Below are 20,176 nucleotides of genomic sequence, written 5' to 3' on the forward strand. Positions count from 1 at the left end.
TCCTTTTAAGCAGATGTTGATTTCTGTTATACCAAGAAACAAACGCTTATGCTATCGCCTTACGATGAGACCCATCATCCGTCAAAACAAAAATGCCCGCTATCGCAGCGGGCATTTTCAATAAGCTTAAGTTACTTAGTTAAGTCATCAAAGAACTTCTTAACGCCGTCAAAAAAGCCTTGTGCCTTAGGACGGTTCTTACCGTTGTTTTCACCCATAGACTCTTCAAACTCTTGCAGAAGCTCTTTTTGGCGCTCGTTTAAGTTTACTGGCGTCTCAAGGACAACTTTACAAATTAAGTCGCCTACTGCACCGCTACGCACAGATTTCACGCCTTTACCACGCATACGGAACATTTTGCCAGTTTGACTTTCCGATGGAATCTTCAGTTTTGCGCGGCCATCTAGGGTCGGCACTTCAATCTCACCACCGAGTGCTGCCGTTGTGAAGCTAATTGGCACTTCACAGTACAAATTGTTGCCGTCACGTACGAAGATTGGATGCTCTTTTACACTCACTTGTACGTACAGGTCGCCAGCTGGAGCACCATGCGCACCCGCTTCACCTTCGCCAGACAAACGTACTCTATCACCCGTATCAACCCCTGCTGGGATCTTAACGTTAAGTGTCTTCGTTTTCTCTACACGGCCTTGTCCGTGACAGCTGTTACATGGGTCTGAAATGATCTGACCTGTGCCCTGGCAAGTTGGACAAGTTTGCTGTACTGCAAAGAAGCCTTGGCGCATTTGTACTTGACCTGCACCATGACAGGTTGTACAAGTTTTAGGCTTAGAACCTGCTTTTGCACCACTGCCGTCACATGGTTTACAACTCACCCAAGTTGGTACTTGGATATCCACTTCCTTCCCACGTACAGCCTCTTCAAGACTTAACTCTAAGTTATATCTTAAATCTGCACCACGCTGTTGTCTTGATTGACGACGACCACCGCCACCACCAAAAATATCACCAAATACGTCCCCAAAAATATCGCCGAAGTCGCCAGCGCCGCCAAATCCACCATGACCAGCACCACCACCTTGTTCGAAAGCTGCATGGCCGTATTGATCATACATCTGGCGTTTTTGACTATCAGTCAATATCTCGTAAGCTTCTTTTACTTCTTTGAATTTCGCTTCGAGTTCAGCGTTACCAGCAGTACGATCAGGGTGATATTTCATTGCAAGGCGTTTATACGCCTTTTTAATGTCACGTTCACTGGCGTCTCTCGCAACACCTAATACTTCATAATAGTCAGGTTTAGACATTTTTATCACACTACTCTTTCTTGGCAACTTACATCGTTGCAAACTCTGCCGAGCCCTGTCACTCGCAAATTAATGCCAGACAACAGTCTAATTTATAAACACGTAGGGCGCGACAAGCCATACAGCCAGCGCGCCCTCACTCAAGACCTACAATTACTTGTCGTCTTTAACTTCTTCAAATTCAGCGTCAACTACGTCGTCGTCTTTTTTCGCTGAACCTTGTTGGGCACCTGCGTCACCGCCAGCTTGTTGAGCTTGCGCTTTTGCTTGAGCGATTTCCATAAGCTTTTGCGATTTCTCTGCTAGTGCTTGTGTCTTAGCATCAATTTCGTCTTTGCTATCACTCTTGATTGCTGCTTCTAGCTCGCCAAGTGCAGCTTCAATTGCTGTCTTGTCATCAGCTGGAAGGTCGTCACCCGCTTCTTCAACTTGCTTGCGTGTAGCATGAACAAGTGCATCAGCTTGGTTACGAGCGCCAACTAGTTCTTCAAACTTTTTATCTTCTTCTGCGTTTGCTTCTGCATCACGTACCATTTTTTCAACTTCATCGTCGCTTAGACCTGAAGAAGCTTGGATTGTGATCTTCTGCTCTTTACCTGTGTCCTTGTCTTTCGCAGACACATGTAAGATACCATCAGCATCCACATCAAAAGTAACTTCGATTTGTGGCACACCGCGCTGCGCTGGGCGAATACCTTCTAGGTTGAATTGACCTAGAGACTTGTTATCGCTTGAACGCTTACGCTCACCCTGTAGTACGTGAATTGTTACTGCAGACTGATTGTCTTCTGCAGTCGAGAAAGTTTGCGACTTCTTGGTTGGAATAGTCGTGTTTTTCTCAATTAACGCAGTCATTACCTGACCCATAGTCTCAATACCTAGAGACAGAGGACAAACGTCGAGTAGTAGTACGTCTTTCACGTCACCCGCAAGTACACCACCTTGAACCGCCGCACCAACGGCTACCGCTTCATCAGGGTTAACGTCTTTACGTGGCTCTTTGCCAAAGAATTCAGCTACTGTTTTCTGTACCAGTGGCATACGTGTTTGACCACCAACTAGGATGATGTCATTTACGTCGTTTACAGAAAGGTCTGCATCAGCAAGTGCACGTTTTAGTGGCTCGATTGATTGCGCAACTAAGTCTTCAACTAGTGACTCAAGTTTTGCACGAGTTAGCTTAACGTTCATGTGCTTAGGACCTGTTGCATCAGCAGTAACGTAAGGTAGATTTACCTCAGTTTGCTGTGCTGAAGACAACTCGATCTTCGCTTTCTCAGCCGCTTCCTTAACACGCTGCATCGCTAGCGGGTCGGTTTTTAGGTCGATGCCTTGGTCTTTCTTAAATTCTGCAACTAGGTAGTTGATAACGCGGTTATCAAAGTCTTCACCACCTAGGTGAGTGTCACCGTTAGTTGCTAGTACTTCAAAGGTGTGCTCGCCTTCAACTTCATCAATCTCGATGATTGAGATATCGAATGTACCACCACCTAAGTCGTATACTGCAACAACGTTGTCGCCTTGCTTCTTATCCATGCCGTAGGCAAGTGCTGCTGCTGTCGGCTCATTGATAATACGCTTAACTTCAAGACCTGCGATACGACCAGCATCTTTTGTTGCTTGACGCTGTGAATCGTTGAAATATGCAGGAACTGTAATAACTGCTTCAGTTACTGGCTCACCAAGGAAGTCTTCAGCTGTTTTCTTCATTTTCTTAAGAACTTCAGCTGAGATCTGAGGTGCAGCTCTTTTCTCCCCACGTACTTCAACCCAAGCGTCGCCGTTGTCCGCTTTTACGATGTTGAAAGGCATGATGCTAAGGTCACGCTGTACTTCTTCATCTTCAAAACGACGACCAATTAGACGCTTGATAGCATAAAGTGTATTTTTAGGGTTAGTCACGGCCTGGCGTTTTGCTGGCTGACCTACTAGTGTTTCACCATCATCTGTAAATGCAATAACAGAAGGAGTTGTGCGGTCGCCCTCAGCATTTTCAATAACGCGCGGCTTGTCACCATCAAGTACCGCTACGCAAGAGTTAGTAGTACCTAAATCGATTCCAATAATTTTACCCATGAATCATCTCCGACTTCAAAATTCGTTGTTCAGTTAGTTGATTTGATAAATAAGGTCACCGATTTGTAATTCAAGCGTCACAACTAAAAAAAAATGAAAAAATTTGAAATTTTTTTGCTTTTCGAACGTTTCGGTCAAAAAATCACCCTTAATTGCTTATTTTGAAACAAGTGAAGAAGAAAATACGCTGTATTTGACGCTTGATTACCTGGTTAGACCAGTTATGCTAAGTGCAACATAATAAATAATGAGAAATGACAACATGACATTTGATGAAATTATTCAGTCGGAGCATTTACAGCAAGCGCAAACACAAATGACGTTTCCTGCAAGTTGGTGTCAAGGCCGCACTGCGTTTGGCGGATTGTCTGCGGCAATCGCGGTGCAAAGCATGAAGCATCAACTGACAGAGCCTCGTCGACTGCTCTCTGTGAGCGTAAATTTTGTCGGACCACTGCTAGAAGGCGCACCATTTACCGTTGCAACAACCATTTTGCGTAGCGGCAAAAATGCAACCCAAATGCAAACTCAACTGATCCAGTCAGGCGAAGTTTGTCTTATTGCTATCGGGTGCTTTGGCAAGGATAGAGAATCTGCTATCCAAGTTGCAAATGCGGATAGCCCTACTCTTTCAGATGTCAATCCAAAGGCTGTTCTTCCATATCAAGAAGATGTGATGCCTGCATTTTTCCAACATGTCGCGCTCAATGCTCAGCAAGGCGCTTTGCCATTTTCCGGCGCACCATCTTCAAATCTGGGTGGCTGGATGCGATTTAAAGCACAAACTACATCGGTAAACGAACTACATACACTGGCACTTGCTGACTCATGGCCTCCAACGTTACTCCAGATGTGTAAAGCACCGAGCCCCGCCAGCAGTATGTCTTGGTACATAGAATTTTTGTGTGATATTTCACTCGACTCAGAGTCTTGGCTTGGCTTTGAAGCCGTGACTCACCATAGCCAAAATGGTTATGGTATTGAAGATGCAAAAATTTGGTCACAAAATGGCAAGCTGCTCGCCCTAAGTCGCCAAACCGTCGCGGTATTTGATTAACATTGATAAATTTGGGCGCATCAAGCAAACTAGCATAAAAGGAAATCAACGGATTTTTATGTGATTACAGCTTGCCCTGAATGCGATACGCTTGTTGAAATAGACTCTATCGAGTCCCAAAAGCGTGCGGTGTGCCCAAACTGTCGGTGCGTGTTGTGTCATGTACAAGGACACCAAAACCAATTAGTACAAGCCTTCAGCTTTTCTGCGTTACTATTTTTATTCGCAAGCTTATTTCCAGACTTTATCTCCTACACACAACACGGTATCACTCAAGTTGTAAGCCTCTGGCAAGCACTCATATTGTTAGCTGAGCATTACAGCTATTTTCTCGCTGGATTATTTGCCTTCACTATTTTAATCATGCCTGTTGCCGTATGCTCATTGCTACTGCTTGCACACACCGAGTATTGGCAAATCATCAATGCGCACAATGCTCGGCATTTAGCAAAATTACTCTCAGCACTAAAACCGCTTAATCTCACCGATATATTTTTAGTAGCCGTGCTCGTAAGCGCTTTTAAATTAATGTCTTTCGCTGAATTGGAAATGGGCCTTGGATTTTGGGCCTATATTTTGTTCGTTTTGTGTTTTATTGAAGCCCTCTCACTTTTTGATCACGAGTATATGTGGCGTAATCAGACTCAATGTAATCGTCACTTGGCCGAACCAAAGAATTTATCTACCACGCTAAAACGTTGCAAGGTTTGTGGCTTTTTAGGTGAAGGCGAAAAGTGCCAGCGTTGCTACGCCAAACTAAAATACCGCAAATCTCAATCAACGCAAAAAAGCTTAGCTTGGATGCTCACCAGCGTCGTGCTACTTGTACCTGCTAATTTTCTGCCCATCATGGATACCATCAGTCTTGGGCTTCATACTCCTGCAACGATTTTTTCCGGCGTTCAAGTGCTTTGGGAAGCCGGCTCTTATCCCGTAGCAACACTTATTTTTCTCGCAAGTATATGTATTCCTATCGCAAAAGCGTTACTATTGAGTTACTTACTAATACGAGTTAAGAAGCCCAAAGACCCAATCACAGCAACAAAAGTGTACCGCTTGCTCGAATTTATTGGTCGCTGGTCGATGATAGATGTGTTTGTGGTGATAATCTTAGTGTCTTTGGTACAACTTGGTACGGTGCTAAATGTCGAGCCGGAAATTGGTATCGTGTTTTTTACTTTGATGGTGCTTTGCCAAATTGCAGCCGTTAATAGTTTTGATCCGAGATTATTGTGGGATAAAAATAGTCAATGACTACTCAAGCCGATATAGAAGACAAACCAAAATTTTCAGTGATTTGGATTATTCCAATTATCGCGTTGCTCATCACAGGCTGGATGTTATATCAACATCAGGCAAATAAAGGCCACACTATTTTTATAAAAATGACTGACGCAGATGGCATAATTGCAGGCAAAACTGAGGTGAGAGTAAAAAGCGTTAAGGTCGGGTTAGTCGAGTCATTAAAGCTTGAATTAGCGCAAAATGCAGTGGTTGCGAAAGTTAGGATTTTACAGCCCTATCGTGATTTATTAGCTGAAGATTCATCGTTTTGGGTAGTTAAACCTCGAATTGACGAATCCGGAATATCAGGCATGAATACACTACTCTCTGGAGTGTATATAGAGCTATCCCCCGGTGAAGCGAAAGCACGTTCGAGCATATTCACCTTAATGGATGAACCTGCATTAATCGGCTCAGAAGTGCAAGGAAAACGCTATCAACTCGTGGCTTCAGATGCTGAAGTGTTAGACGTTGGCTCCAGTATATTTTTCCGCAACTATAAAGTGGGTCAAGTTGAGTCTGCACATTTTAGCGTCGAAAGCTTAAAAATGGAGTACGGTATTTTTATCTATTCTCCATACGATACGCTTATCACAGACAACGCTATTTTTTGGATTAGTTCCGGCATTGATTTTAAGCTGTCAACGGAAGGTGTTGAAGTGTCGACAGGATCTCTTGCCAAAATGGTTAAAGGCGGAATTTCTGTAGACTATCCACCAACCATGCCAAGTGGCAAAGAAGCACTCGAAAATAAAACCTTCGCCTTGCACAAAAATTTCGCAATGGCCTTAGAGCAACGCTTTGATCACTTCGATTATTATCTTATTGAGTTTGAGCAATCAATTCGAGGACTTCGAGCTGGTGCACCAATCGAATACCGCGGGATGCGGATTGGCACAATAGAGCAGGTACCAGCGACTGGTGTTAGCGATGATAGACCTTTATACTTTCAACAAAATAACACCTCTGTGCCTGTATTGGTTAAAATTGAGTACGGACGCATTTACGAAGATGCGCAACTTGCTCAAACATATTGGTCAGAAAACATAGACAAATGGATTAGTAACGGCCTTAGGGCGTCACTAAAAAGTGGCAATTTATTAACAGGTGCGGTATATATAGAGTTAGACTTTTATCCAAGTGCAGAAGTCGTTAGTTCAAACAAAACGACTATTTACCCGGTATTACCCAGCGTTCCGAGCGGTATTACAGCACTTTCTGAACAGGTCACAAGCTTACTGAACAAGTTAAATGGGTTACCTCTTGAAACAACTGTTAAGGAACTAGAAGGCGCCCTTCAGCAACACAGGTTACTAGCAATGGAAATGAATCAACTCGTAGAGTCTATCAATAACAACAAGATAACAGACAAGGTTGGCGGCAATTTAACGAACTTAAAAGATACATTAAGCCAGCTCACATCAAGCTTAAAGCAATTTGAACAAACTATGACGCAGTACCAAAAAGGCTCAGGTGTCATGGATCAACTTAGTAATACCCTTGAGGAGCTTGAAAGCCTGTCCAATCGCTTAAAGCCTATTTCTAAAGGGCTGAATGAGCAGCCGAATATGCTTATTTTTAATAAAGAAAGTGGCGCGGATCCGCTCCCAAGGAAAAAATAAATGAAGACTGGCTCTGTGATATTTTTGCTTCTATTTTGTTTAACAGGATGTATAACTAATCCATCCCAACCGGTTAGTTATTATCAGTTAGAAGCAAATAATGTCGCAGGCGAAAAGCAAGTTGAGCTCAATCGTGTACTACTGATTGATAAAGTGCAGTTAATCGAACTGTTTGATCAACAAGCCTTGGTGCAATTTCAGCGAGACAATAGAGTAAACATCGCTAATTTCCATTTTTGGGCCCAACCCCCCGCCGATATGTTGACATGGAACTTAGTAAACGCACTAAATGGAACCAACAAAGCTACTGCAATTAAAAGCGATAAATTTTATCGCAATGCGCAAGAGCACCAACGCCTCGTTGTAGAAATTAATGAGTTTGCAGGGCACTTTGAAAAAGGTGCTGTGATGAGCGGGACTTGGTATCTTTATCAATACACAAAAGGGAGCTATCAACTAACTCAAGTGCAACCATTCCAATTTGAAACAGCTCTTGATCAGGATGGCTTTAGCGCTCTGGTTGCGGCACATCAGAGAAACTTTACTCAACTAACGACACAAATAAGTCAACAATTATAATTGACAATCAAACACCACCACAGGTGTTAAATCGTTATCAATTATTATTTTACCAATACGACTAAATCCCACTTTGTAAAGCAGGCTTATGCTAGCTGCATTACTTTCTAGCGAGATAGCGCTCAGCTTAGGGTGATTCCCTTCTGATTTAACATATTGCATTAGCAATTTGGCAGCCTCGGAAGCATAACCCTTCCCAGTAAAATCATCTAAAAACGCGTAACCTAAGTCTGGAATATTAAAAAAAGGTCTTTGATATAAGCCACAGACTCCGATGCTCGTATTGCTACTAAGTTCAGCAACAACGTAAGGCGCTGGCGTACCGATTTGATAAGGAATTAGGTAAGCTTGCTCGATATGCTCCTCAGCTTGCTTTTGTGTTTTTATGCCTTTATCCCGAATGTTATCGATAAAACTTTTTTGATTCAAAAGCCTGAGTAAAAACCCCGCATCATTTAAATTTGCCTTTCTTAAAAAGATCTTTTCTCCCGTCACAATCACCATCTAGTCTCCGAAAATACTGTAATTAATTTCCGTTTATACTTTAGCATTTGCAAAAGCTAATAAAAAAGCTGGGAAACGAATTTTCCCAGCTTTTAATCATCACTGAAATACCGACTGATTATTGTTGGAATTTCACGTTTTTATACATCTGTTCAACTGAATCCAGCTTAGTTTGCTTCGGTAGATCTGCAAACGGTTCAGCTTGGAACTTGGCGCCACGTAATTGAATATTTAATCTAGCAGCATCGGTGTTCATTACAGTTTGCTGATAGTACGCTTTAATATCTTCTAATGTGACCGCTTCAACTGCAGCAATTAGCTTAGCTTCGGAGTCAAACGCCATATTTTCTTTGAACCAATCGCCCAATAACGGTTGTAGTTCTTCAGAAAGATTTTTTGGCTCTTCGGTTAATGAGACTAACACTGCATTTTTTAACTGCTCGAACGTTGCCTGATCTAACGCTGCTAAGTCTTTAGCATATTCATCTTTATACGCGTCAAAGCGAGCTTGCATACTCTTAGCATCTTTTACCGGTGTTTGAATATAGAAGCCTAGCGCTGAATATTCGTCAATAGCAACGCTGGTTGCACCAACCGCATACGCTAACTGCTCTTCAGTTCTCAGACGTTCAAATGCCGCCGTTCTTAAGTGCCCTTGAAGCACCATCGCCGCCGCCTTTTGTGCATAACCTTTGACTGGGTGCACTGCAAAATCGATTACGGCAACATCAGCAACGTCAATGTCTTGCTGCCATACGATTGTCTGCTTTTGCTCTGGCTGCCAATATTTAGCTCGCGCGTACTTGGTCACTTTTTGGCGTTTAGGTAACGCATTATCAAGCGTCTCTTTTACTGTTTGCAAGTCCGTTTTATCGTAGTTGCCATAAGCAAAAACGCGAACTTGGTTATTCGTTAAAATTTGATTTTGCACTTTATCTAGATCGGCCAAAGTCAAAGACTTAGCTGCTGATATCAATGCAGAATCATCATAGCTTCCTGAACGGATAAGTTTTTGATATACACCAAAAGCTTGTCTGAATGGGAATTCTTTTTCTTGGTTTTTAATGCCACGCACGTAACGATCAACAGCCTGATCAAATGCGCGTTTATTCGTTTCTACACGAACACCTGAGAGCGCATCTTTTAGCAATAATGCTTGTTTATCAGTAAAACCTGAAATATCTAGCATTACCCCATTTGCTGGGGTCAAGCCAAGGTGCATACCAGCGATACTCGCTTCCGTCATCAGTTTTGCTTTATCCAGCCGGTATAGATCGGCCCAAATCGACAGTGCAACCTCAGTTTTGATGTCTTTTAATGCACTTGGGTTATTCAAGTAGATTTTCAGACTGCCTTTAGGCTGCTGGTAGAAGCGCTCACTCGCGGCATGCCAAACCGTTACCCCATCAGTATCAATAACCTTCTGAACGCCCTTTTTCGCGTCATCCGCAGATGTTTTCAGTGCGAAGTTTTCAGGTAGCAAGGTATTTACACTAGGAAGTGCTAAATCGAAATTTGCCTCTTCTTTCCATTTATCAAAATCGCTACGCTTTAAGTCTACGATCTGATATTCACCATCATAGAAGTGCAGTTTTGCGTCGGTAGGCTCACCTTTACTGATATACCATACCCGCATTTGCTCAGGTGTAAGTTGCTTCAAGACAGCCTTAACTGCATCAGCATCAAACTGCGCGTAGTAGTAGCTTGCATTGATAGCATGGTTCATTGGGTAATGCTGCATGCTATCTGCAAGGTTACTAACGTAACCAAACTCATCGCCTTTTTCTAAAAACCTAAATTGATTATTTAGCGACGTTTGGATTTCCTTGAAGTAACGGCTATCGACTCCTTTATCACGGATCATATCGATATAATCCAGTACTGTACCTGTGATTAACTCACGTTGCTTTAGGCCTTCATCGGTTAGCTGAATATCAATCTGCAACGTCCCGTAGTTGCCATAACTATTTGGAGTCGCGAATGCACTTAACGATGAGATTAAACCTTTATCTTTTAGAACTTGAGCGGGGCTACCCGCCATTTCATTACTTAGCAGATAAGTAATGAAATAGTTCGGCTTAACCGCAAACGCATTGGCGTTGTTCTTGATAGTAAAATCAAGCTGTAGAGTCTTTACGTCTTCATTCGGTTTATAATGGACCAACTTTTGTCCAACATTATCGAAGTTAAGCGATTGCTTGACCTGTGGCTTCTCGATGTTCTTATTCTTAATTGTCGTAAAGTGCTTTTTCGCTTTTACCACCATCTGCTCAATCGGCTCATTAGAAATCATGGCTAACTTCATGATATTCGCAGAGTAGTACTTATCATAGAAAGCAACAGTCTCTTGATGTAGCTTGCTTCCTTCTTTATCCCCTAACGTTTCTAGATTACCTATAAGGAAACGGTTAGCAGGATGTTCTCCCATCATGTTTCGTGCAAGTTTAAATTGACCAAAAAAGTCCATTTCACGACGCATAGACCACTCAGCATTCACTGCATTTTTTTCTTTTTCCGTGTACTCAGGGTAGAGCTTTGGAGATTTAAAGAAATCGGAGAACCTGTCTAACGCCTCGTCATAGGCATCGTTGTTCACTTTGAACATATAATTGGTAATATCCAACCAAGTATAAGCATTGTGTGCCCCACCGTTTTTGGTCATGAACTCAGAATAACCTTTGCTGTCTGGATACTTTTCTGTGCCAAGGAACAACATATGTTCAAGATAATGCGCCATGCCCTGCTGTGACATCGGATCGTGTAGTAGACCAACGCCAACACTCAGCGCGGCCGCTGATTTCGATACAGATGGATCTGATACCAAAATAACTTCAATGCCATTTTCTAAGGTTAACGTTTGATATTGCCTATCATCATTAGGACTTACAACCAGTTGCTCTGAAAGAAGATTCTCAGTCGTGCCTGAATGATTAAGTGAAGAAGTTGTACCACATCCAGTCAAAACTGCTAAGGTAAGTGTGCTAATTGCGAATAGCTTTTTCATAAAACAATCCATTATTGTGATAATTACTTTTTGGAACCAGACTATCATCGTCATTCAACTAAGCTTTTGCAATATAGAAATTTTTTGTTTTGTAACACTTCGTAAACTGAGGAGCCTATGCCAACATCCACTTATTTACTGCTCGCCGCACTATTTTTACAAACTCTGCTGACCATAGTCATCATGGTCATTATGGGTAAACGTCGATTTAAAGCGGCACGAGAAAAACAGATCCAGTTTGATCAGTTCAAAACCATGGCGCTCGACAATGCGCCTGAAAAAGTCATTCTGGCTTCCCGAAACTTTACCAATCAGTTCGAAATTCCCATGTTGTTTTTTGTTGTTTCTCTCGCCGCACTCGCAATGAAGCTTGTCACCTTGTGGTTCAGCATTTTCGCCTTACTGTTTGTAATTAGCCGTATTGCACATGCCTATGTTCATATCGGCAGTAATCATATTAGAACGCGTTTTCGCCTCTACCTTGCTGGATGTGCGTTCATTGTGTTGCAGTGGATCACATTACTTTTAACACTTATATAACTAAAAACGATAAAAACGCCATCCGTTTTAACTAATTGTTCTTTAATCTCTGAGTCAATTTGTTAGCATGGCGATGGCAAAAAGAACAACAGGGGCACATAGATGAAACAGGATAATGATATCTGCGATTTTGGACTTCATGCTGGAGAACCTTACTCCACGCTGCCAGCTAGCTTTTTAAACTGGATGATAGAAACAGACCATGCAAAATGTGAGTTAGCAAAGTTTGAACTGGACAGAAGAGTATCTGCGGTGGCACAAAACGCCAGAAAATATAGCAATTTTGAGTGTTAGCACTATTAAAATAATTATAATGATCTAGAATACGCGCATAATTTATCAAATAGCTTCTAAATTATGCGCAACTTACTTATTCTTTCAACCGCTTTGCTATTATCAGCATGCCATTTTTCCTCTCCTAAGCAGTCGCAACAAGCAGAATACCTAACCGTATTACACACCAACGATAATCATGGTCGTTTTTGGCAAAATGAAAAAGGTGAATATGGTATGGCTGCCAGAAAAACCTTAATTGACCAATTAAAGAGCGAAGCCGAAAAAGCAGGACATGCCGTTATATTGCTTTCTGGAGGCGATATAAACACCGGTGTACCAGAATCTGATTTACAGTTTGCCGAACCTGATTTTAGGGGAATGAGTAAACTCGGTTACGATGCCATGGCAATTGGTAACCATGAATTTGATAACACTCGAGATGTACTAGCCAAACAAATTGAGTGGGCAAGCTTCCCAGTACTGTCAGCAAATATTCTTGATAATACAAATCAAATGCCAGCATACGAGCCTTACACAATTATTGAACGTGCAGGATTGACCATTGCTGTCCTTGGGCTTACGACAATTGATACTGTTAAAATTGCCAATCCAAAGCATGTTCATGGCCTTACTTTTATTGAGCCTTTAACAGCCACAGAAAACTGGGTTCCTAAGATCAAAGCCAAATATCACCCAGATGTGATGATTGCTGTCACACATATGGGCCACTATCACGGTGCTAATCATGGTATCAATGCGCCCGGTGATGTAACACTTGCGCGCCGACTTCCTAAAGGTATGCTTGATTTGATAGTCGGTGGACATTCTCAAGAACCTGTCTGTGTCGACGACAATGGTAACGAGGATACGTCATTCGCTCCTGGCAAAACATGTAAACCAGATAATCAAAATGGTGTTTGGATTATGCAAGCACATGAGTGGGGTAAGTATGTGGGTAAAGCCGTATTTAGAATTGATGGTGATACAAAAACCTTGATTAGCTATAACTTAATCCCTGTAAACTTAAAAGATAAAGCTGGCTCTGTGATTGGTGAAACGATTCAAGAAGATCCGCAAATGCTTGCTTTTTTGAAGCCTTTTCAAGAAAAAGGACAAGCTCAAATTGCTGGTGCAGTAGGATACGTTGATAGTTTTTTAGATGGTCGTCGCAGTACAGTGAGATTTAAGCAAAGCAACCTCGCAGATCTTATCATTAATGCGCAAATGGCAGCTGTCGAAGCTGACTTTGGCATTATCAGCGGCGGCGGGATCCGAGATAGCATAGAACAAGGTGATGTCAGCTACAAAGATGTACTGAAAGTTCACCCTTTTAAAAATCGTATTACTTACATAGACTGGAAGGCCAGAGATCTTATTAATTACTTAAACATTGTTGCTAAATTCCCGCCTGACTCTGGTGCTTACTTACAGTTCCACCATATTAAGTTTGATATCAAGAATGATAAGGTAACCAATATTAGCATTGCGGGCGAGCCATTAACCAACGATAAGACCTATCGTATGAGTGTGAATAGCTATAATGCATCTGGTGGTGATGGCTATCCAAAGATTAATCATCTTCCTGAATATACTGCTACAGATCTAACTGATGCACAGGTTCTAAAAGATTACTTCCAAAAGAATAGTCCAATAAAAGCTATCGATTTATAGAAAGACAATCCAGTAAAGCGGTGTGACTCACCGCTTTACTGTCACCTGCTCTATTTACCAATAATATCAACATCAGACTTTTTCACTCCGCTCAGTCCATAACTATGTAATTTGGAACGAGACCCTTCTCCGTGTGCTTTTGGCGGATAAAACAGCACCTTTTTTTCTGGGAATGCGTCTAATACTTCGTCTAGTGCAGCTCTAATTTCACTTAGTGTTTTTTCTAAACTATTGGTGAAGTTTGGCCGTTTTCTTATAGTATGACCAAGCTCAACTAAACGATAAAAGTATTTATCCGCGAGATCCAATAACTCTTTTGGCATCTCTTTGTTTTGGTTGAGAATAGTGTCAGGGTTTACCTCGCAAAACTCAACAAGTGCCAAATAAAAGCATAATGGTTTATTGGCTAATTGAACACTGACTAATTTGTTTCTATTCGTTGTTACTGTTTTTGAGTACAAATCAATAACAAGCTTAAATTCCGGCAACTTCTCTAGTGTTTGATTTGAACTTACTTTTGCATCAATACCTTTTCTTCTCACCCAGTTGAACACCGCAACGCCGATAAGCGCCATAATCAGAGGGAAAATATAGGTAAATTTCGGTTTGGAGTCGTCTAATGACACCGCTACATAGAAATTTCTGTGTGGCGCAGACAATGTTAGCACTTCACTTTTTTCACCTTCACCTGCCCCAGACGTATTAATGTCAAGAACAGTTAAACGGGCACCTTGAGCGCCTAACGCAGCATTGAGTGAGTTTATATATTCTCTTAACTCAGTTTCATTACCTGCATAATGTAGAAAAGGATCTGCGACAGGTAAACGATTCATATCAATAGCAACGCGAAGCGCAACCGCTTCTTTTTGTTGCTTCAAAACCCGCTTAGTTTCAATACTTTGAGAAATGTAGAAAATGCCGCTAAACAATAACGCCAAAGCAATAAAAACGGATATATTGCGCTGGCTAACGTCCATCTGCTTCTCCGATAAAGCCATAAGGTGAGGCTTCACATTGCCAGTATCGATCTACCTTATCAAAGTAACTCGATGTTCTTAATTGAGCGACTTGGTTAATAATTCCCTGCATTGCACAAACTAGATCAGTGTTATTGTTGTTCATCTTTAAATACCATTTACTGCCGCTAACATTATTTGCAATTGGCGTAATGTAATTCTTCGAAAACCGCAACTCGTCTTCTTCGGACCAATAGGAGGCAATAATATCAACTTCACCAGCAGCTAGACGATCGCGGAGCGCTTGATGCGAGCTTAAATAGGTAATATCGAGCGCATTAATATCGATATCTAACTCTTTAAACGCACTTTTTGGTAATATGTGACCAGAGCGACTTGTTGGATAGTCTAGTAAGCCTATTTTTTTATCTAAGAAATAAGATTTAGATAATTTGGGTTTTTCTGTGTTTGAGATAAAAAAGGCGGAATAAGCCGGGTACCCTATAACAGGCTTATAACTATGCGTTGATTCAGCCATCAAAGCCGACATGATATTGTCTTTTGTTAAAATAAGATCGGCAATTCCCTTAGCTAAAAACTCTATTTGCTCAGCGAGGCTTCCTCCCCAATACACTTTCACCTGCCCATATTGTCTAGTGACCACTTCATCTTCACACGCTCTAACTAAAACGTCTAACGCGAGACTTTTAATCGGAACATGTATTTTTAAAGTGTTGATATTGGACACTGAACGCGTTTTGCAAGTATTTGAGTACTGGACAACGGGATCAAGAATAAGAGGCTTTGCCGATATTAATCGAGCCCCTAAAATCCAGCACAATAATGCGCTTATAAACAACAAAGATACAATTGTTGATTTACTAGTCAAAATGTTACTATGTATCACTAATTGAAATAACCTATCCTTTCTTGACCGCTATTAGATCAATTTTCTTTACTCATTGCAATAGGTAATTTTACTAATAAATCATAACACCATGAATTTATTACTTTATTGACAGGAAATTATGAATCTTATTGAGTCCTTTTATTTTGTTGAAAAATACGGACAATTGGCCTCACTTTTCGGTTGGGAAGATTGTTCCCTTTTCTACAAGAGATACAAATGTTACGTAAAAGCTTGTCATTACTTTTCGCTGTAGGGATGACTATAACGACGTCAAGTGCACATGCCTGGGGTCAAAATGGTCATAGGATCATTGGCGAATTGGCGGAGGCGCATTTAACTGATCAGACTCGCGTTGCGATTCAACCGTTATTAGAAGGTGATTCTCTGGCTGAGATTTCAACTTGGGCAGATGAGATGCGTTCGGATCCAAGCACATTTTGGCGTAAACAATCTTCAAAGTGGCATTACATCAATATCGACAACCCAAAGGCAATGCACGAGCATGTTCATGCCGATTTGAATGACAAAGAAAAAGTAAAACACATCCTAGACGGTATCTACTACTCCATCAATACACTGAAGTCAGAATCTAAGTCAATCGATGAAAAGCGTTTTGCATTTCGTTTCCTAGTTCACCTTGTAGGTGACAGCCACCAACCATTTCACGCAGGTCGCGGTAAAGATCGTGGTGGTAACATGATTAAAGTAAAGTTTTTTGGCAGTGATTCAAACTTACACAGCACTTGGGACACCAAATTAATCGAAAATGAAAATCTTTCATTTACAGAATTCACACGTTTTATTCAAACCACAAATAATGAAATAATTGCTGAATACTTAGATAGCTCGCCAGCAGATTGGTTGCTTGAGTCAAATAATATTGCTGAAAAAGTTTATAACAGCAATGAAACTGAAATAAGTTACGGTTACATTTATAAATATATGCCAACAGTTAAATTTAGGCTGCAACAAGGTGGCATTAGATTAGCCGGCCTATTAAACCAAATTTATGATCCTAATTCTAAACCGCTGGTTTCATCATTGAAGTCAGCAAATAAAATAACAGTTAACCATTAGTTTAAAATAACCTACTAACACGGGAAACAACATAATGAAAATCCAACTTCGCAAAAATGCACTTACGCTTGCTATCGCTGCAAGTTTAGGCATGAGTGGCATGGCGGTTGCGGCAGATACATCTTCGTCTATCAAAGGACAGATTGTAGGACCTCAAGGTAATCCAGCTGCAGACACTAAGATTATCATCGTTCACGAACCGACAGGTACACGCCGCGTTGTTACAACGAATGACACTGGTACGTACAACGCATCAGGTCTTCGCGTTGGTGGTCCATATACCATCACTATCGACTCAAACAAATTCCGTGACGCTGAGCTGCGTAACGTTTACCTATCACTAGGTGAAGCACAAAAGATCGACCAGCAGCTAAGCGAATTGCAAATGGAGTCTATCGTAGTTACTGGTACTCCAGTACTATTTAACTCTTCTGCAAACGACACTTATTACGGTGCAGATGCAATCAAGAGCACGCCTAGTATCAACCGTGATATTAAAGACGTAGTGAGAAATAACCCTCTTGTTGTTATCCAGCCAGGTAATGACAGTGCGATGACAATCGCAGGCTCAAACCCGCGTACAAACTCTATTACTGTTGATGGTATTCCGCTAAACGATGACTTCGGCCTTAACTCTGGTGGTTACCCAACACAACGTAACCCATTCCCTCTAGACGCACTTGACCAAGTAACAGTTCAAGTAGCACCAACAAATGCTAAATCAAGTGGCTTTACTGGTGGTAATGTTGATGCGGTATTTAAGTCTGGTACTAACGAAATCACTGGTAGCGTTTTCTATGAGAAAATGACTGACAGCTGGGCAGGTACACCTAAAAACGAAGGTGAAGAAGTTCCACTAGAGTTCGAAGAAGAGAATTATGGCTTCTCAATCGGTGCGCCTCTTATCGAAAACAAACTGTTCTTCTTCGGTGCTTACGAAAAGTATGAATCTCCTCAGTCAATTGAATGGGGTCCAGCGGGATCTGGTATTGGTGCAAATGAAACTAACATTACACAAAACGATTTAGCAGCTGTACGCAAAATTGCTTCTGAAGTATATGGTGTTGATAACATCGGTAGTGCAGACGCACAACCACAACTAGAAGATGAAAAATACATCATTAAACTAGATTGGAACATCAACGACTATCACCGTGCTAACTTCGTATATATGTTTAACGAAGGTAACCGCACAAACAACATGACTCAGAAAGCAAGTGAGCTTCGCCTAAGCACTTATTGGTACAATAAGTCAGAGAAACTAAATAACTTTAGCTCAACGCTATACTCTGACTGGACGGATGATTTCTCAACACAAATCAGTATCACGAGCAAGTCTGTTGAAACCGGTCAAATCTCACTAGATAGCGCTTTAGGTCTAGGTGACATTACGATAGATAATATCGATGTTGATGGCGATGGTACTAAAGGCACAATTAACTTCGGTTCAGATGCTAGCCGCCACTCAAATTCACTAGAAAACGATCTCACAACATTCAAGTTTGACGGTACTTACCTACTTAACGAACATACATTAGAGTTCGGTATTAAGTATGACATTCTAGACGTTGAAAACTTTTATCTAGATGGCTCTAAGGGTGTTATCACATTTAACAGCCTAGAAGACTTTGCCGCACGTCAATTATCAACATATTCTTATAGTAATGGTATTGGTAATAATCCAGATACAGTTGCAGCGACATTTAAACGTAAAGATCTAGCTCTATACGTGAACGACCGTTGGGACTTTAGCGATGAACTTGCGTTTAGCTTTGGTCTTCGTTACGAGCGTTTAGGCTCTGACGACAAACCAGCGTTTAACCAAGACGTATTTGATAGAACGGGTTTTGACAACACTTATAACCTAGATGGCGCTGACATTTGGTTACCTCGTGCTGGCTTCACTTACTACATGAACGAAGACGTAACTATCCGTGGTAGCGTAGGTCGTTATGCTGGTGGTAACCCTAACGTTTGGATCTCAAACTCATACTCAAACGATGGTTTCAGTCGTCAAAACTTCTCTGCTAGAGGAGTTACTGCACCTGCGAGTATCCTAAATACCATTCCTCAAGAAGCAATTGATGGTATTAACAATGCGAATCGTGGTTCGGTTTCTAACTTTATCGATCCTAACTTCGATATTCCATCGCAGTGGACATATATGCTAAATGCGGATGTAACTTTAGATATTCCTTATATCGGTGAAGACTTCGCATGGACGACAACAGCAATCTATACAGATAAAGAAAATACCGCTGAATGGGTAAATGCTGCGCTTCTTCAAGAAAACGATGTTGTAGGTTCTACTGCGGATGGTGTATTACCATTCTACGATACCCGTGAACTTGAGATTATGCTAACGAACGCAGATAAAAACGGTCGTTCGATTATCCTAAGTACTGGTCTTTCTAAAACATGGGATAATGGCTTCAAGTTTGATATGTCTTATACTCACCAAGATATCACTGAAGGTAACCCTGGTAGCTCTTCAACTGGTCGTAGTAACTACCGCTACGGTCACTTCTTAGATCACCAAGAAACACAAATCGGTACGTCTACCTATGAAACTGAGCACCGCTTTGTATTTAACCTTGGCTATTCAACAGAGTTCATTGAAAACTATAAAACGAATTTCAATCTATTCTTTGAACGCCGTTCAGGTTCAGCATATAGCCACCTAACTAAATGGCAAAACCTTACTGGCGGTAAATACTTTGATCAAGACCTAATTCAACCTTCAGGCTTTGGTTCTACATTTGGCGGTAACTACCTAGCTTATGTCCCAGCTGCTAACGATCCTAATGTACTTCGTTATGAAGGTGTAACCGAAGCGGAAGTATTAGCTCACTTCGAAGATCTTGGACTATCAGGTTATGCGGGTGGTTTTGTAGACCGTAGCGCAGGAAAGTCACCTTGGACAACCTCTATGGATCTGTATATTTCTCAGGAATTGCCTGGATTTACTAAAGATCATAAAGGTGAGGTTTACTTCGTAATTAACAATCTCATTAACCTGATCGATTCTTCAGCTGGTAAGGTTTATAGACAAGACTTTGGTACGAATAATGTTATTGAGATGGATATTGACCCGGCAACTGGTAAATACATCATCGGCGAAACTGCATTCGACAAGAGTATGTTTGAGGCAGAAGACTCAACTTACCGCATTAAAATCGGCGTACGTTACAACTTCTAATATCTAACACGTAATTAGATAATCTCCCAAAGGCCAACGAAAGTTGGCCTTTTTCTTTGCAGAAATCTAAAAGTGTTTGCTTAACAATTGAAAAAAGATAAAATTCATGCGCTATTTAAACTTATAGCTCTAATTTATTCTATTTTAAAGGAT

15 protein-coding genes are annotated in these 20,176 nt (G+C 41.3%); 9 read left to right on the forward strand and 6 right to left on the reverse strand.

Annotated features, from left to right (window positions below; genetic code table 11):
• Nucleotides 1–131 precede the first annotated feature (131 nt).
• Nucleotides 132–1,268 carry a molecular chaperone DnaJ gene (gene dnaJ, locus DS891_RS06725; protein ID WP_138580617.1) on the reverse strand — a complete coding sequence of 379 codons (1,137 nt, stop codon included), beginning with the start codon at nt 1,266–1,268 and terminating at the stop codon, nt 132–134.
• A 153-nt stretch (nt 1,269–1,421) separates the two neighbouring features.
• Nucleotides 1,422–3,344 (reverse strand): molecular chaperone DnaK, encoded by a 1,923-nt coding sequence (gene dnaK, locus DS891_RS06730; protein ID WP_102058005.1) that lies wholly within the window; start codon nt 3,342–3,344, stop codon nt 1,422–1,424.
• 262 nt (nt 3,345–3,606) lie between these two features.
• Here dnaK and DS891_RS06735 point away from each other — a divergent pair, with 262 nt between their 5' ends.
• Genes DS891_RS06735 through DS891_RS06750 form a run of 4 tightly spaced genes read left to right on the forward strand, consistent with a single transcriptional unit; the run spans nt 3,607 to nt 7,886 of the window.
• Nucleotides 3,607–4,401, forward strand: a complete 795-nt coding sequence (locus tag DS891_RS06735; RefSeq protein ID WP_174169264.1) for an acyl-CoA thioesterase II — start codon at nt 3,607–3,609, stop codon at nt 4,399–4,401.
• 60 nt (nt 4,402–4,461) lie between these two features.
• Nucleotides 4,462–5,655 carry a PqiA/YebS family transporter subunit gene (locus DS891_RS06740; RefSeq protein ID WP_174169265.1) on the forward strand — a complete coding sequence of 398 codons (1,194 nt, stop codon included), beginning with the start codon at nt 4,462–4,464 and terminating at the stop codon, nt 5,653–5,655.
• The gene (gene pqiB, locus DS891_RS06745) at nt 5,652–7,307 is read left to right on the forward strand and encodes an intermembrane transport protein PqiB (protein WP_102058004.1); all 1,656 of its coding nucleotides are present in this window, start codon (nt 5,652–5,654) and stop codon (nt 7,305–7,307) included. Before DS891_RS06740 ends, pqiB begins: the two co-directional genes overlap by 4 nt.
• On the forward strand, nt 7,308–7,886 hold the full coding sequence (locus DS891_RS06750) for a membrane integrity-associated transporter subunit PqiC (RefSeq protein WP_174169266.1): 579 nt from the start codon (nt 7,308–7,310) through the stop codon (nt 7,884–7,886).
• Here the strand turns inward: DS891_RS06750 and DS891_RS06755 are convergent.
• Together DS891_RS06755 and DS891_RS06760 are read right to left on the reverse strand one after the other, a co-directional pair.
• Nucleotides 7,881–8,390 carry a GNAT family N-acetyltransferase gene (locus DS891_RS06755; protein ID WP_174169267.1) on the reverse strand — a complete coding sequence of 170 codons (510 nt, stop codon included), beginning with the start codon at nt 8,388–8,390 and terminating at the stop codon, nt 7,881–7,883. The two genes, DS891_RS06750 and DS891_RS06755, sit on opposite strands and share 6 nt — an antisense overlap.
• A gap of 118 nt (nt 8,391–8,508) precedes the next feature.
• Nucleotides 8,509–11,394, reverse strand: a complete 2,886-nt coding sequence (locus DS891_RS06760) for an insulinase family protein (protein WP_174169268.1) — start codon at nt 11,392–11,394, stop codon at nt 8,509–8,511.
• A 117-nt stretch (nt 11,395–11,511) separates the two neighbouring features.
• On the opposite strand from DS891_RS06760, the gene DS891_RS06765 reads away from it, so the two are divergent.
• The 3 genes from DS891_RS06765 to ushA all read left to right on the forward strand — a co-directional run bounded on the left by DS891_RS06765 (nt 11,512) and on the right by ushA (nt 13,881).
• Nucleotides 11,512–11,934, forward strand: coding sequence for an MAPEG family protein (locus tag DS891_RS06765; RefSeq protein ID WP_174169269.1), 423 nt, complete (start codon nt 11,512–11,514; stop codon nt 11,932–11,934).
• A gap of 102 nt (nt 11,935–12,036) precedes the next feature.
• On the forward strand, nt 12,037–12,228 hold the full coding sequence (locus tag DS891_RS06770) for a hypothetical protein (RefSeq protein WP_010605345.1): 192 nt from the start codon (nt 12,037–12,039) through the stop codon (nt 12,226–12,228).
• Nucleotides 12,229–12,291: 63 nt separating this feature from the next.
• Nucleotides 12,292–13,881: a bifunctional UDP-sugar hydrolase/5'-nucleotidase UshA gene (ushA, locus tag DS891_RS06775; protein WP_174169270.1), complete on the forward strand. Its 1,590-nt coding sequence runs from the start codon at nt 12,292–12,294 to the stop codon at nt 13,879–13,881.
• A gap of 50 nt (nt 13,882–13,931) precedes the next feature.
• Here ushA and DS891_RS06780 read toward each other — a convergent pair whose 3' ends face one another.
• Complete coding sequence (locus tag DS891_RS06780; RefSeq protein WP_102058000.1) at nt 13,932–14,858, reverse strand: hypothetical protein; 927 nt, start codon at nt 14,856–14,858, stop codon at nt 13,932–13,934.
• Complete coding sequence (locus DS891_RS06785) at nt 14,848–15,585, reverse strand: PhnD/SsuA/transferrin family substrate-binding protein (protein WP_368032175.1); 738 nt, start codon at nt 15,583–15,585, stop codon at nt 14,848–14,850. The genes DS891_RS06780 and DS891_RS06785 overlap by 11 nt, the downstream gene beginning before the upstream one ends.
• Nucleotides 15,586–15,963: 378 nt before the next feature.
• Here DS891_RS06785 and DS891_RS06790 point away from each other — a divergent pair, with 378 nt between their 5' ends.
• Nucleotides 15,964–16,824 carry a S1/P1 nuclease gene (locus tag DS891_RS06790; RefSeq protein ID WP_174169271.1) on the forward strand — a complete coding sequence of 287 codons (861 nt, stop codon included), beginning with the start codon at nt 15,964–15,966 and terminating at the stop codon, nt 16,822–16,824.
• Nucleotides 16,825–16,858: 34 nt separating this feature from the next.
• Nucleotides 16,859–20,023 (forward strand): TonB-dependent receptor, encoded by a 3,165-nt coding sequence (locus DS891_RS06795; protein WP_174169272.1) that lies wholly within the window; start codon nt 16,859–16,861, stop codon nt 20,021–20,023.
• The last annotated feature ends 153 nt before the right edge of the window (nt 20,024–20,176 follow it).

Origin of the sequence: Pseudoalteromonas sp. JC28 (assembly GCF_013319255.1) — a bacterium.
Lineage (GTDB): Bacteria > Pseudomonadota > Gammaproteobacteria > Enterobacterales > Alteromonadaceae > Pseudoalteromonas.

What these genes read in the sequence shown, in the direction of transcription:
- DS891_RS06795 (WP_174169272.1), top strand. Translation starts at nt 16,859, where the DNA reads ATGAAAATCCAACTTCGCAAAAATGCACTTACGCTTGCTATCGCTGCA.
- DS891_RS06765 (WP_174169269.1), top strand. Translation starts at nt 11,512, where the DNA reads ATGCCAACATCCACTTATTTACTGCTCGCCGCACTATTTTTACAAACT.
- DS891_RS06790 (WP_174169271.1), top strand. Translation starts at nt 15,964, where the DNA reads ATGTTACGTAAAAGCTTGTCATTACTTTTCGCTGTAGGGATGACTATA.
- DS891_RS06755 (WP_174169267.1), bottom strand. Translation starts at nt 8,390, where the DNA reads ATGGTGATTGTGACGGGAGAAAAGATCTTTTTAAGAAAGGCAAATTTA.
- DS891_RS06735 (WP_174169264.1), top strand. Translation starts at nt 3,607, where the DNA reads ATGACATTTGATGAAATTATTCAGTCGGAGCATTTACAGCAAGCGCAA.
- ushA (WP_174169270.1), top strand. Translation starts at nt 12,292, where the DNA reads ATGCGCAACTTACTTATTCTTTCAACCGCTTTGCTATTATCAGCATGC.
- DS891_RS06760 (WP_174169268.1), bottom strand. Translation starts at nt 11,394, where the DNA reads ATGAAAAAGCTATTCGCAATTAGCACACTTACCTTAGCAGTTTTGACT.
- DS891_RS06750 (WP_174169266.1), top strand. Translation starts at nt 7,308, where the DNA reads ATGAAGACTGGCTCTGTGATATTTTTGCTTCTATTTTGTTTAACAGGA.
- dnaJ (WP_138580617.1), bottom strand. Translation starts at nt 1,268, where the DNA reads ATGTCTAAACCTGACTATTATGAAGTATTAGGTGTTGCGAGAGACGCC.
- dnaK (WP_102058005.1), bottom strand. Translation starts at nt 3,344, where the DNA reads ATGGGTAAAATTATTGGAATCGATTTAGGTACTACTAACTCTTGCGTA.
- DS891_RS06770 (WP_010605345.1), top strand. Translation starts at nt 12,037, where the DNA reads ATGAAACAGGATAATGATATCTGCGATTTTGGACTTCATGCTGGAGAA.
- pqiB (WP_102058004.1), top strand. Translation starts at nt 5,652, where the DNA reads ATGACTACTCAAGCCGATATAGAAGACAAACCAAAATTTTCAGTGATT.
- DS891_RS06780 (WP_102058000.1), bottom strand. Translation starts at nt 14,858, where the DNA reads ATGGACGTTAGCCAGCGCAATATATCCGTTTTTATTGCTTTGGCGTTA.